A 12,536-nucleotide genomic window follows, 5' to 3' on the forward strand; every position below is an offset into this window, starting at 1 on the left:
TTACGGCCCTGGTTGGGCCGTGCAGAGGATTCCTGGGGGCTGACCCCAGACCCCCAAGAACACTTCGGGCCCAACAAGGAGAGCAGGGAACCCAGATGGCGGAGCTCACGATCCGGCCGGAGGAGATCCGGGACGCGCTGGAGAACTTTGTCCAGTCGTACCAGCCGGACGCGGCCTCGCGCGAGGAGGTCGGTACGGTCACCGTCGCCGGCGACGGTATTGCCAAGATCGAGGGTCTTCCCTCGGCCATGGCGAACGAGCTGCTGAAGTTCGAGGACGGGACCCTCGGTCTCGCGCTGAACCTGGAAGAGCGCGAGATCGGTGCGGTCGTCCTCGGCGAGTTCAGCGGCATCGAGGAGGGCCAGCCGGTGCAGCGCACCGGTGAGGTACTGTCCGTCGCCGTGGGCGAGGGCTACCTCGGTCGCGTCGTCGACCCGCTCGGCAACCCGATCGACGGCCTCGGCGAGATCGAGACGTCCGGCCGCCGCGCCCTCGAGCTGCAGGCCCCGGGCGTCATGGTCCGCAAGTCGGTGCACGAGCCGATGGAGACCGGCTACAAGGCCGTCGACGCGATGACCCCGGTCGGCCGCGGCCAGCGTCAGCTGATCATCGGTGACCGTCAGACCGGCAAGACCGCGCTGGCCGTCGACACGATCATCAACCAGCGCGACAACTGGCGCTCGGGCGACCCGAAGAAGCAGGTCCGCTGCATCTACGTCGCCATCGGTCAGAAGGGTTCGACCATCGCCTCCGTGCGTGGCGCCCTCGAAGAGGCCGGCGCGCTCGAGTACACGACCATCGTCGCCGCCCCGGCGTCCGACCCGGCCGGCTTCAAGTACCTGGCGCCGTACACCGGTTCGGCCATCGGTCAGCACTGGATGTACGAGGGCAAGCACGTCCTCATCATCTTCGACGACCTCTCGAAGCAGGCCGACGCCTACCGCGCCGTCTCCCTGCTGCTGCGCCGTCCGCCGGGCCGCGAGGCCTACCCCGGTGACGTCTTCTACCTGCACTCCCGTCTGCTGGAGCGCTGCGCGAAGCTCTCCGACGAGATGGGCGCCGGTTCGATGACGGGTCTGCCGATCGTCGAGACCAAGGCGAACGACGTGTCGGCGTTCATCCCGACCAACGTCATCTCCATCACCGACGGCCAGTGCTTCCTGGAGTCCGACCTGTTCAACGCCGGCCAGCGTCCGGCCCTGAACGTCGGTATCTCGGTCTCCCGTGTCGGTGGCTCCGCCCAGCACAAGGCGATGAAGCAGGTCTCCGGCCGGCTCCGCCTCGACCTGGCCCAGTACCGCGAGCTGGAGGCGTTCGCCGCCTTCGGTTCCGACCTGGACGCCGCGTCGAAGTCGCAGCTGGAGCGCGGTCAGCGACTGGTCGAGCTGCTCAAGCAGGCTCAGTACCAGCCGATGCCGACCGAGGACCAGGTCGTCTCCGTGTGGGCCGGTACCACCGGCAAGATGGACGACGTGCCGGTCTCCGACGTCCGCCGCTTCGAGAAGGAGCTCCTGGAGTACCTGCACCGCAAGGAGCAGGGCCTCATGACCTCCATCAAGGAGGGCGGCAAGATGTCGGACGACACCCTCACCGCCATCGCGGACGCCATCGCGGACTTCAAGAAGCAGTTCGAGACCTCGGACGGGAAGCTTCTCGGCGAGGACGCCCCGGCCGCTGCCAAGTGACGTAAGGAAGGGACCTGACTCATGGGAGCCCAGCTCCGGGTCTACAAGCGTCGCATCCGATCCGTCACCGCGACCAAGAAGATCACCAAGGCGATGGAGATGATCGCCGCCTCGCGCGTCGTCAAGGCGCAGCGCAAGGTGGCGGCCTCCGCGCCGTACGCGACCGAGCTCACCCGCGCGGTCACGGCGGTCGGTACGGGTTCGAACACCAAGCACCCGCTGACCACGGAGGCGGAGACGGCGACCCGTTCCGCGGTGCTGCTCCTCACGAGCGACCGCGGACTGGCCGGCGCCTTCAACTCCAACGCCATCAAGGCGGCGGAGCTGCTGACCGCCCGTCTCGAGGCCGAGGGCAAGGAGGTCGACACGTACATCGTCGGCCGCCGCGGTCTGGCCCACTACAACTTCCGCGAGCGCAAGGTCGCGGAGTCGTGGTCGGGCTTCACCGACGAGCCCACCTACGCGGACGCGAAGAAGGTCGCGGGTCCGCTCATCGAGGCCATCGAGAAGGAGACGGCGGACGGCGGGGTGGACGAACTCCACATCGTCTACACCGAGTTCGTCTCGATGATGACGCAGACGGCCATCGACGGCCGGCTGCTGCCGCTTCGCCTCGAAGAGGTCGCGGAGGAAGCGCCCACGGGCGAGATCCTTCCGCTGTACGAGTTCGAGCCATCGGCGGAGGACGTCCTCGACGCCCTGCTGCCGCGCTACGTCGAGAGCCGTATCTACAACGCGCTGCTCCAGTCGGCTGCCTCCAAGCACGCCGCCACGCGCCGCGCGATGAAGTCGGCGACCGACAACGCGGGAGACCTGATCACCACGCTCTCCCGCCTTGCCAATGCGGCCCGCCAGGCCGAAATCACCCAGGAAATCAGCGAGATCGTCGGTGGCTCCGCAGCCCTTGCCGACGCGACCGCGGGGAGTGACAAGTAATGACGACGACTTCTGAGACGGCCGTTGCCACGGGCCGCGTCGCCCGGGTCATCGGCCCGGTCGTCGACGTGGAGTTCCCCGTCGACGCGATGCCGGACATCTACAACGCCCTTCACGTCGAGGTGGCCGACCCGGCCAACGCCGGCGAGAAGAAGACGCTGACCCTGGAGGTCGCCCAGCACCTGGGTGACGGCCTGGTCCGCACGATCTCCATGCAGCCCACCGACGGTCTGGTCCGCCAGGCCGCGGTCACCGACAGCGGTACCGGCATCACGGTCCCCGTCGGCGACTTCACCAAGGGCAAGGTCTTCAACACCCTCGGTGAGGTGCTGAACACCGACGAGAAGTACGACGGCGAGCGCTGGACCATCCACCGCAAGGCCCCGCGCTTCGACGAGCTCGAGTCGAAGACCGAGATGTTCGAGACCGGCGTCAAGGTCATCGACCTTCTCACCCCGTACGTCAAGGGTGGAAAGATCGGTCTGTTCGGTGGTGCCGGTGTCGGCAAGACGGTGCTCATCCAGGAGATGATCTACCGCGTCGCCAACAACCACGACGGTGTCTCCGTGTTCGCCGGTGTCGGTGAGCGCACCCGTGAGGGCAACGACCTCATCGAGGAGATGTCGGACTCGGGCGTCATCGACAAGACCGCCCTTGTCTTCGGCCAGATGGACGAGCCCCCGGGCACCCGTCTGCGCGTGGCCCTCGCGGGTCTGACCATGGCGGAGTACTTCCGCGATGTGCAGAAGCAGGACGTGCTGTTCTTCATCGACAACATCTTCCGCTTCACGCAGGCCGGTTCCGAGGTCTCGACCCTGCTCGGCCGTATGCCCTCCGCGGTGGGCTACCAGCCGAACCTGGCCGACGAGATGGGTCTCCTCCAGGAGCGCATCACCTCGACCCGTGGTCACTCGATCACCTCGATGCAGGCGATCTACGTCCCCGCGGACGACCTGACCGACCCGGCCCCGGCCACCACGTTCGCCCACCTCGACGCGACGACGGTTCTCTCCCGTCCGATCTCCGAGAAGGGTATCTACCCGGCCGTGGACCCGCTGGACTCCACGTCCCGCATCCTGGACCCCCGCTACATCGCGGCGGACCACTACGCGGCCGCGATGCGCGTCAAGTCGGTTCTTCAGAAGTACAAGGACCTTCAGGACATCATCGCGATCCTCGGTATCGACGAGCTGGGCGAGGAGGACAAGCTCACCGTCCACCGTGCCCGTCGCGTGGAGCGCTTCCTGTCCCAGAACACCCACGTCGCCAAGCAGTTCACCGGCGTCGACGGGTCGGACGTCCCGCTGGAGGAGTCGATCGCGGCCTTCAACGCGATCATCGACGGTGAGTACGACCACTTCCCGGAGCAGGCGTTCTTCCTGTGCGGTGGCATCGAGGACCTCAAGGCCAACGCCAAGGAGCTCGGCGTCTCCTGAACCTCGTGTTCGTGAGTGAGGGGGGCGGGCCCGCACCTCGCGGGGTGCGTCCCGTCCCTCTCCGTACGCCCATTAGACTTTGACCCAACACCCGGCGGCAACGGCCGGGTGGTGACCCGAGGAGCCCACCTTGGCTGCTGAGCTGCATGTCGAGCTCGTCGCCGCGGACCGCAGTGTCTGGTCCGGCGAGGCCACCCTGGTCGTCGCGCGTACCGCGTCCGGCGACATCGGCGTCATGCCCGGTCACCAGCCGCTTCTCGGTGTGCTGGAGTCCGGCCCGGTGACCATCCGTACGAGTGATGGTGGAACGGTCGTCGCCGCGGTGCACGGCGGTTTCATCTCGTTCGCGGACAACAAGCTGTCGCTGCTGGCCGAGATCGCCGAGCTGTCGGACGAGATCGACGTCCAGCGCGTGGAGCGGGAGCTCGAGCGCGCCAAGGCGGAGGGCGATGCCTCCGCCGAGCGTCGGGCGGATGTCCGACTCCGGGCGGTGTCGGCGCGCTGATCCGGGGGCACCCCCCAGAGCCTTAGGGTACTGGGGGAGTGCCGTGTGATGCTTTGCCTCAGCCGCGGCTGGGACCGGATGATTCCGGCCCCGGCCGCGGCTGAGGCGAATGCGGAGGTTTTTTCTTTTCCGTTACCTAGGAGACGAGGAGGTCGGTGTCGATGGTCCTCGCTCTGACTGTGTGCGGATTGGTAGTGGCTCTCGTGGTGGTGGGGCTGTTCGTCTTCGGCCTCCGCCGCCGGCTCATCCAGCGTTCCGGCGGCACGTTCGACTGCAGCCTGCGCTGGGACGTACCCGAGAAGAGCGACACCAGCGGCAAGGGCTGGGGCTACGGCGTCGCCCGCTACAACGGCGACCGCATCGAGTGGTACCGGGTCTTCTCGTACTCCCCCCGCCCGCGCCGGGTGCTGGAGCGCTCGGCGATCGAGGTGGCCGGCCGGCGTGCCCCGGACGGTGAGGAGGAGCTCGCGCTGCTCTCCGACGCGATCATCCTGGCCTGTGTCCACCGGGGCACGCGGCTGGAGCTGGCGATGAGCGAGGACGCGCTGACCGGTTTCCTCGCGTGGCTGGAGGCGGCCCCGCCCGGACAGCGAGTGAACGTCGCCTGACCCTCGCCCGTCGTCGCCCGTGAACCGGGAAGACCGCCGCGGACGGACCCGGAGGTCCGCCCGCGGCGGCTGTGGGGGGTGGTGCGAGGTCAGCTCAGGCCGGTGTTGACGGCGCTGACCAGTTCACCGTTGCTGGTGTCGCCGCTGAAGTCCCAGAAGAACGCGCCGCCCAGACCCTGGCTCTTGGCCCACGACATCTTCGTGCCGATGGTGGCGGGGGTGTCGTAGCTCCACCAGTTGCTGCCGCAGTGCGCGTACGCGGTTCCGGCGACGGTGCCGGTGGCCGGGCAGGACGTCTTGAGGACCTTGTAGTCCTCGATGCCCTGCTCGTACGTGCCCGCCGCGGGTCCGGTCGCCGTGCCGCCCGGCGCGTCCTGGGTGACGCCCGTCCAGCCGCGGCCGTAGAAGCCGATGCCGATCAGCAGCTTGCTCGCGGGCACACCCTTCGATTTGAACTTGGCGATCGCGTCGGCCGTGGTGAAGCCGGGCGTCGGGATGCCGCTGTACGAGGTGAGCGGCGAGTGCGGGGCGGTCGGGCCCTGTGCGGCGAACGCGCCGAAGAAGTCGTACGTCATCACGTTGTACCAGTCGACGTACTGCGAGGCGCCCGCGTAGTCGGCGGCGTCGATCTTGCCGCCGGAGGTGCCGTCGGCCGTGGTGGCCGCGGTGACCAGGTTGCCCGTGCCGAATTTGGCGCGCAGGGCCTGCATCAGGTTCTTGTAGGCCGCGGCGCCGCTGGTGTCACAGGACAGACCGCAGGCGTTCGGGTACTCCCAGTCGATGTCGATGCCGTCGAAGACGTCCGCCCAGCGCGGGTCCTCCACGAGGTTGTAGCAGGACTGCGCGAAGGCGGCCGGGTTGGCGGCGGCCTGGGCGAAGCCGCCGGACCAGGTCCAGCCGCCGAAGGACCAGAGGACCTTGATGTTCGGGTACTTGGCCTTCAGCTCGCGCAGCTGGTTGAAGTTGCCGCGCAGCGGCTGGTCCCAGGTGTCGGCGACGCCGCTGACCGACTGGTCGGCGGTGAAGGCCTTGTCGTAGTCGGCGTAGGAGTCGCCGATCGCGCACTGGCCGTTGGTGACGTTGCCGAAGGCGTAGTTGATGTGCGTGATCTTGGCGGCCGAGCCCGACGTCACCAGGTTCTTGACGTTGTAGTTGCGGCCGTAGATGCCCCACTCGGTGAAGTAGCCGAGTTTGACGGCGTTGCCACTGGCCGGCGGGGTGGTGGTGCCGCCGGTGGTGTGCACCGAGACCGCGCCGCTGGCCGGTCCGGTCTGGTCGGCGGTGTCACGGGCCTGGACGGTGTACGAGTAGTCGGTGCCGGCGGTCAGGCCGGTGTCGGTGTAGGTCGTACCGGTCACGGTGGCGACCTTGGCGCCGCCGCGCAGGACGTCGTAGTTCTTGATGCCCTTGTCGTCGGTGGCCGCGCTCCAGGAGAGCTTCACCGAGGTGTCGGTGAGGGAGGAGGTGGTGGGAGTGCCGGGCGCGGAGGGCGGGTTGTCACCGGGGACGGTGGTTCCGCCGTCGCAACTGCCGCCGTTGAGGGTGCAGTTGGAGGGGGAGCCGGAGCCGGCGCCGTTGAAGCCGAAGGAGACGGAGGCGCCCGCGGCGAGGGTGCCGTTGTAGGACTTGTTCTTGGCGGTCCAGTGGGTGCCGGAGTTGGTGACGTCCGCGTCCCAGGCCGAGGTGACGGACGTACCGGAGGGGAAGTCCCACTGGATCGTCCAGGAGCTGATGGCGGTGGTGCCGGTGTTCTTGACGGTCCACTGGCCGCCGAAGCCCGTGCCCCAGTCCTGGGTCTTGGTGTAGGTGGCGGTGGCGGAGGTGGCCGCATGGGCGGGGCTCGCGAGGCCGACGAGGGCGGCGAGGGGGAGGAGCAGGGTGGTGAGACCTGCCACGGTTTTCTGTCGGGCTCTGTGCCGGAAGCGCATGATGCCTCTCCTCGGGGGTGTCGTGGGCATGACTGAGCGCAGTGCGGTGAGAATAGAAAGGTCTGGACCATAGGTCAATAGGTCTGGACCAGTGAACACAGCACTGTGCGAAGCCCCAACTCCCCCGCCGGAAAGGCGGCTTGGGCCCGGCGATCAGATGCCGGGCCCGCCCTGTCCCGGGCCGGGGTGGGTCAGCGCTCCCCGCCGGGCACCCACAGGACGTCGCCGGTCGCCTTGTTCGCCGTCCGCGCCAGGATGAAGAGCAGGTCGGAGAGGCGGTTGAGGTAGGTGGCGGTCAGCGGGTTCATGAGCTCGCCGTGCACCTCGAGCGCGGCCCACGTCGAGCGCTCGGCCCGCCGTACCACCGTGCACGCCTGGTGCAGCAGGGCCGCGCCGGGCGTACCGCCGGGCAGGATGAAGGAGCGCAGCTTCTCCAGCTCGTCGTTGAAGCGGTCGCAGTCCGCCTCCAGCCGGTCGATGTAGAACTGCTCGACGCGCAGGGGCGGGTACGCGGGGTTCTCGGCCACGGGGGTCGACAGGTCGGCCCCCACGTCGAACAGGTCGTTCTGCACGCGGGTGAGGACGGTGACGACGTCCTCGTCGAGCCCGCCGAGCGCGATCGCCGTACCGAGCACCGCGTTCGCCTCGTTGGCGTCCGCGTACGCCGAGATCCGCAGATCGGTCTTGGGGACCCGGCTCATGTCCCCGAGGGCGGTGGTGCCCTGGTCGCCGGTCCTGGTGTAGATGCGCGTCAGATTGACCATGGGGCCAGCGTAGTTACGCCCCGGCCTTCCGGTGAGCACGTGTGCCCACCGTCACGGCGGGCGCCGCGGGGCCGAGGGTGACCGGGGCGCCGTACGGCCCGCGCCAGGTGGGGAGGGCGCTCGCGCACCGGTCCCGTACCCGGTCCACCGGACGGCGCAGCGATATGTGGGGGAGGGCGCCGCCGGACGGCCGCGGCGGTCGGCGGGCGGAAGGTGCGGGGCGGTCGCATTCCGGACGAAGTGTCACGCGAGGTGGTCGTCCTCCTCGGCGGGACACAGGACCCGTTGAGCGGGAAGGGGCTCAACTACGGGGTACGCGACGCGGGGTGAGCCATCCGGTGTGATGTCCGTCAGATGAGACGTGACGCGCATTACTTACCGGTCACACAGGCCCTCACGAGCGCTAGTGTCCGCCCGAGAGGCAGACATATACAGCGCGTCAGGGGAGTCGCACAGTGGCACGGAAGCTCGCCGTCATCGGAGCCGGCCTGATGGGGTCCGGCATCGCCCAGGTGTCCGCGCAGGCGGGCTGGGACGTCGTCCTGCGCGACGTCACCGACGAGGCGCTGAAGCGTGGCACGGACGGTATCAAGGCCTCCTACGACAGGTTCGTGAGCAAGGGCAGGCTGGAGGCGCACGACGCCGACGCCGCGCTCGCCCGGATCACCGCGACCACCGACCTCGACGCCGCCGCGGACGCGGACGTCGTGGTCGAGGCGGTGTTCGAGAAGCTCGAGGTCAAGCACGAGATCTTCCGGACCCTGGACAAGATCGTCCGTCCCGACGCGGTACTCGCCTCCAACACCTCCGCGATCCCGATCACCAAGATCGCGGCGGCCACCGAGCACCCGGAGCGGGTCGTCGGTGTCCACTTCTTCTCGCCGGTGCCGATGATGCAGCTGTGCGAACTGGTGCGCGGTTACAAGACGAGTGACGAAACCCTCGCCGCCGCGAAGGAGTTCGCCGAGTCCGTCGGCAAGACCTGCATCGTCGTCAACCGGGACGTGGCCGGCTTCGTGACGACCCGTCTCATCTCGGCGCTCGTCGTCGAGGCGACCAAGCTGTACGAATCCGGCGTGGCGAGCGCCGAGGACATCGACCTGGCCTGCAAGCTGGGCTTCGGACACGCCATGGGACCGCTGGCCACGGCCGACCTGACCGGCGTCGACATCCTGCTGCACGCCACCGGCAACATCTACACCGAGACCCAGGACGAGAAGTTCGCCCCTCCGGAGCTGATGCGCCGGATGGTTGACGCCGGTGACATCGGGCGCAAGAGCGGGCAGGGCTTCTACAAGCACTGAAACCGCGTGCACCTCTGGAGCATCACCCCATGAGGTGAATTCGGTATCGGTTCGCTTACAGACGGCAACCTCTGAGCCCTCAGGGCAGTCAGACGGTGCACACGGAAGACGCAGGCTGACGCAGCGTACGAGACGCACTCCCGGGGAGCGCATATGTACATCAGGGGCGACCACGTCGAGGTGGTCGTCGGGGGCCGCCTCGACGTACGCAGCGCGGCGGACGCCCGTACGGTCCTGCACTCGGCCGTCGACGGCGGAGCCGGCGACCTGGTGCTGGACCTGTCCGAGCTGGACTCGTGGGACGCCACCGGACTCGGCGTCATCATGGGGGCCCACCGACGGGCCGGGCGGTGCGGCCGTCGGCTCGTACTGCGCGGCGTACCTCCGCAGATGCAGCGTCTGCTGGTGGCCACCCGGCTGCACCGGATCCTCGCGATCGAGGGCGGCATCGGGGTCGAGTCACTGCCCCGCGTGTGACCCGGTGGCGGCCCCTCGTGCGGAGCCGGCCGGGTGCGCCCCGGCGCGCGCGCCCCGAGCGACGTACCGCCTGAGCGGCGTACGAAACGTACGACGCGCACAATCCTCATGAAGCTGTGACGTCTCGGGCGGCGCGGTACCCCGGCTGTTCCTAGATACTGTGCGAAGGTTTAGGGTTCGGCTGCCCGCCGCCCGAAACCCTGAGAGCGGGCACCGGACCAGAAGCGACAGCGCGGTGTGCAGCAAGGCCGGGAGGGGCTCGGCACACGACGCTTTTGGGGGGCTTGGAACATGGACCCGAACACCCGGGGATCCGAAGAGTACGTCCATGACGACGACGGTCGGGCGCCTCGCCCGCGTCCGCCACGCGATCCGCTCACCGCGGACCTGGGGCAGCACACGCCCGCACTGGCCCGTACCGTCCAGCTGGTCTCGGGCGACTTCCTGCTCACCGTCAATCCCGTCGACGGCAGCGAGATAAAGACCTGCCCGCCGGACGAGCGTCCGCAGCGGCCCGTGAAGTTCACCGCCGCGGAGCGCGCCGAACTGAACCGTGCCGCCCAGCCGCCCGTACCGCCGGGACCGGCCCAGCCACGGCTGCCGCTCCTGGAGCGGCAGGAGGAGCGCGAGAAGCTGGTCCGTCTGCTGGCACGCGGGCGCTCCGTACGCCTCACCGGCCCCGCCGGCTCCGGCCGCACCAGCCTGCTCGAAGCCGTCGCCGAGGACTGCGCGGACCTCGCGCCCGACGGTGTCGTCCGACTCTCCGGCTACCGGCGCGGCGCGAACGACCTCCTGCACGACCTCTTCGCCGCCGTGTACCGCGCGCCCCTGCACCGGCCGGAACGGGACGAGCTGAGCGAGCTCGTCCACGCGATCGGCGCGGTCGTCGTCCTCGACGACGCGGAGATCGGCGGCGCCGCGCTGGACGAGCTCCTCGAGGCCACGCCCGAGTGCGCCTTCCTCGTCGCCGCGACCCCCGACGTCCCCGCGCCGTCCGCCGACTCCCTCCTGGAAGTGGTGCACCTCGGCGGCCTCGGGCGCGCCGGCGGCCTCGAACTGCTCGAGCGGGCCGTCGGACGCGCGCTGACCGAGGAGGAGTCGAACTGGGCGGGCGACCTCTGGTTCGAGTCCGAGGGACTTCCGCTGCGCTTCATGCAGGCAGGCGCCCTGCTGCGGCAGCGCGACCAGCTGAGCGCGGACCCGAACGCCTTCGACGCGTACGGCTACTTCGAGGACGCCCCGGTGGACGCGCCCGCGGACGACGAGGAGCGCACCGCGACACCGCTGCCCTCGCTCGCCGAGGGCGCCGCACCCGCCTCGCTGCTCGCGTCCCGGCTCAGCGAGTCGGCCCGCGCCACGCTGCGGTTCGCCGTCGCCCTCGGGGGCGAGGTGCCGCACCAGGCGCATCTGCCCGCCCTCATGGGTGACACCCATGCCGACGCCGCGCTCGCCGAACTGGCGAACTGTTCGCTGGTCTCCCCGGTCGGCTCCCGCTACCGGCTCGCGGCCGGTGTGCAGGCTCAGCTGGAGACCGCCGGATACGCCGACGACATCGAGGAGCAGGCCCGCACCGCGGCCCAGCACTACACCTGGTGGGCCGGACATCCCTCGGTCACCCCGGAGCGGGTCTGCGCCGAGGCCGACGCCGTGCTCGCCGCGCTCGGGGTGCTCGTCCCGCTCAGCACGGCCCCCGCCGACGAGCAGGACGAGAACGCCGCCGTGCTGCTGGCGCGCACGGCCGCGCCCGCGTTCGCCGCCGGGCTGCACTGGAGCGCCTGGGAGCGGGCCCTGCGGGCCGGCGCCGAGGCCTCCCAGCTCGCCGGAGAGGTAGGCGAACAGGCCTACTTCCACCACGAGTTGGGCATCCTCGCGCTCTGCGGCGGCCAGCTGGACCGGGCCCGCGCCGAGCTGGAGGCCTCCATCGGGCTGCGCGGCGCCCTCGCCGACAAGCGTGGCACCGTGGCGGGCCGCCGCGCCCTCGCACTGGTCGCCGACCGATCGGGTGAGGTACTGCCCGGCGCCCGTGCGACGGCGGGCGAGGAGGTGCCGGACGCACGGCACGAGGAGTCCGCCTCGCCGCCCGGTGGTGTACCGGCCGCGTTCCCCGCGGTGGCGCTGTCCGATCCGTACGGCGAGGTCTCGACGCTGATCACCCATCGGTCGCAGCCGGGTCCGGACAAGCACGTCGGGGTCGCCGGGCGTCTGGTCAGCGGTACCCGGCGCAATCTCGTCGCGGCGGGCGCGGGCGCGCTCCTGGTGGCCGTGCTGGGCACCGTGGTGACGCTCGGCGCGACCTCGAACAACAACAGCGACACCCCGTCCGAGAAGGTCGGCGTCAACCCCTCGGCGAGCCAGGGCTCCGACGACGACAGTCTCGGCGCGGACAAGGCGAAGAAGGGCGAGGGCGACGGCCGGAGCGGCTCGGGTGTGGTCAGCACGCCGACCGATCCCGGTCCCGACGGTACGTACGGGACCTCGGACGACCCGACGCCGCCGGCCGACGGGAAGCCGTCGGACAACCCGAGCGGAACGCACGGGTCGGGCACCGGGCCGTCGAAGTCGCCGTCCAGGCCGCCTTCGAAGTCGCCGACGACCAAGCCGCCGTCGTCCTCGTCGAAGCCGCCGTCGAGCCCTTCCACGTCGAAGCCGCCGACGAGTTCCGGGCCGCCGTCTCCCTCCGACAGCCCCACCCCGTCGATGTCGCCGTCCACCTCGGACACCGCGAGCGGCCCCGCCTCCAGCGCGCCGGCGAGCAGCGCCACCGTCGGCGCTCCGGCGAGCAGTTCCGCGGGTGTGCCGGCCGGCGGGGGCGTCGACGGTTCCCCGAGCGGCGCGGTGATCTGAGACCGCGCACAGCGAGGAGGGCCGGGTCCGTCAGCGGACCCGGCCCTCC

Annotated in this window: 10 protein-coding genes; 8 read left to right on the forward strand and 2 right to left on the reverse strand. The window is 69.9% G+C overall.

Annotation, left to right across the window (positions count from 1 at the left end; translation table 11 throughout):
• Nucleotides 1-95: 95 nt before the first annotated feature.
• From atpA to OHB41_RS31130, 5 genes are all read left to right on the forward strand, one after another.
• Nucleotides 96-1,685 carry a F0F1 ATP synthase subunit alpha gene (gene atpA / locus OHB41_RS31110; protein ID WP_266701403.1) on the forward strand — a complete coding sequence of 530 codons (1,590 nt, stop codon included), beginning with the start codon at nt 96-98 and terminating at the stop codon, nt 1,683-1,685.
• 21 nt (nt 1,686-1,706) lie between these two features.
• Complete coding sequence (locus tag OHB41_RS31115; RefSeq protein ID WP_266701404.1) at nt 1,707-2,621, forward strand: F0F1 ATP synthase subunit gamma; 915 nt, start codon at nt 1,707-1,709, stop codon at nt 2,619-2,621.
• Complete coding sequence (atpD, locus tag OHB41_RS31120) at nt 2,621-4,057, forward strand: F0F1 ATP synthase subunit beta (RefSeq protein ID WP_266701405.1); 1,437 nt, start codon at nt 2,621-2,623, stop codon at nt 4,055-4,057. Before OHB41_RS31115 ends, atpD begins: the two co-directional genes overlap by 1 nt.
• A 130-nt stretch (nt 4,058-4,187) precedes the next feature.
• Nucleotides 4,188-4,562: a F0F1 ATP synthase subunit epsilon gene (locus tag OHB41_RS31125; RefSeq protein ID WP_054233220.1), complete on the forward strand. Its 375-nt coding sequence runs from the start codon at nt 4,188-4,190 to the stop codon at nt 4,560-4,562.
• Between the two features lie 161 nt (nt 4,563-4,723).
• Entirely contained in the window at nt 4,724-5,170 is a 447-nt protein-coding gene (locus OHB41_RS31130; RefSeq protein WP_153288573.1) for a DUF2550 domain-containing protein, read from the forward strand.
• Nucleotides 5,171-5,259: 89 nt separating this feature from the next.
• Here the strand turns inward: OHB41_RS31130 and OHB41_RS31135 are convergent, their stop codons facing one another.
• Both OHB41_RS31135 and OHB41_RS31140 read right to left on the reverse strand, forming a co-directional pair.
• Nucleotides 5,260-7,098, reverse strand: coding sequence for a glycoside hydrolase family 18 chitinase (locus OHB41_RS31135; RefSeq protein WP_266701406.1), 1,839 nt, complete (start codon nt 7,096-7,098; stop codon nt 5,260-5,262).
• A gap of 191 nt (nt 7,099-7,289) precedes the next feature.
• Nucleotides 7,290-7,862 (reverse strand): cob(I)yrinic acid a,c-diamide adenosyltransferase, encoded by a 573-nt coding sequence (locus tag OHB41_RS31140; protein WP_266701407.1) that lies wholly within the window; start codon nt 7,860-7,862, stop codon nt 7,290-7,292.
• A 455-nt stretch (nt 7,863-8,317) separates the two neighbouring features.
• Here OHB41_RS31140 and OHB41_RS31145 point away from each other — a divergent pair, with 455 nt between their 5' ends.
• The 3 genes from OHB41_RS31145 to OHB41_RS31155 all read left to right on the forward strand — a co-directional run bounded on the left by OHB41_RS31145 (nt 8,318) and on the right by OHB41_RS31155 (nt 12,487).
• Complete coding sequence (locus tag OHB41_RS31145) at nt 8,318-9,166, forward strand: 3-hydroxyacyl-CoA dehydrogenase family protein (protein WP_266701408.1); 849 nt, start codon at nt 8,318-8,320, stop codon at nt 9,164-9,166.
• A 153-nt stretch (nt 9,167-9,319) separates the two neighbouring features.
• Nucleotides 9,320-9,643, forward strand: a complete 324-nt coding sequence (locus OHB41_RS31150) for an STAS domain-containing protein (RefSeq protein WP_266701409.1) — start codon at nt 9,320-9,322, stop codon at nt 9,641-9,643.
• Nucleotides 9,644-9,934: 291 nt separating this feature from the next.
• Nucleotides 9,935-12,487, forward strand: a complete 2,553-nt coding sequence (locus OHB41_RS31155) for an ATP-binding protein (protein ID WP_266701410.1) — start codon at nt 9,935-9,937, stop codon at nt 12,485-12,487.
• Nucleotides 12,488-12,536 lie beyond the last annotated feature (49 nt).

Origin of the sequence: Streptomyces sp. NBC_01571 (assembly GCF_026339875.1) — a bacterium.
Taxonomy (GTDB): domain Bacteria; phylum Actinomycetota; class Actinomycetes; order Streptomycetales; family Streptomycetaceae; genus Streptomyces.

Coding starts and splice junctions, on each gene's coding strand:
- OHB41_RS31140 (WP_266701407.1), bottom strand. CDS start 7,862: ATGGTCAATCTGACGCGCATCTACACCAGGACCGGCGACCAGGGCACC.
- OHB41_RS31135 (WP_266701406.1), bottom strand. CDS start 7,098: ATGCGCTTCCGGCACAGAGCCCGACAGAAAACCGTGGCAGGTCTCACC.
- OHB41_RS31130 (WP_153288573.1), top strand. CDS start 4,724: ATGGTCCTCGCTCTGACTGTGTGCGGATTGGTAGTGGCTCTCGTGGTG.
- OHB41_RS31150 (WP_266701409.1), top strand. CDS start 9,320: ATGTACATCAGGGGCGACCACGTCGAGGTGGTCGTCGGGGGCCGCCTC.
- atpD (WP_266701405.1), top strand. CDS start 2,621: ATGACGACGACTTCTGAGACGGCCGTTGCCACGGGCCGCGTCGCCCGG.
- atpA (WP_266701403.1), top strand. CDS start 96: ATGGCGGAGCTCACGATCCGGCCGGAGGAGATCCGGGACGCGCTGGAG.
- OHB41_RS31155 (WP_266701410.1), top strand. CDS start 9,935: ATGGACCCGAACACCCGGGGATCCGAAGAGTACGTCCATGACGACGAC.
- OHB41_RS31115 (WP_266701404.1), top strand. CDS start 1,707: ATGGGAGCCCAGCTCCGGGTCTACAAGCGTCGCATCCGATCCGTCACC.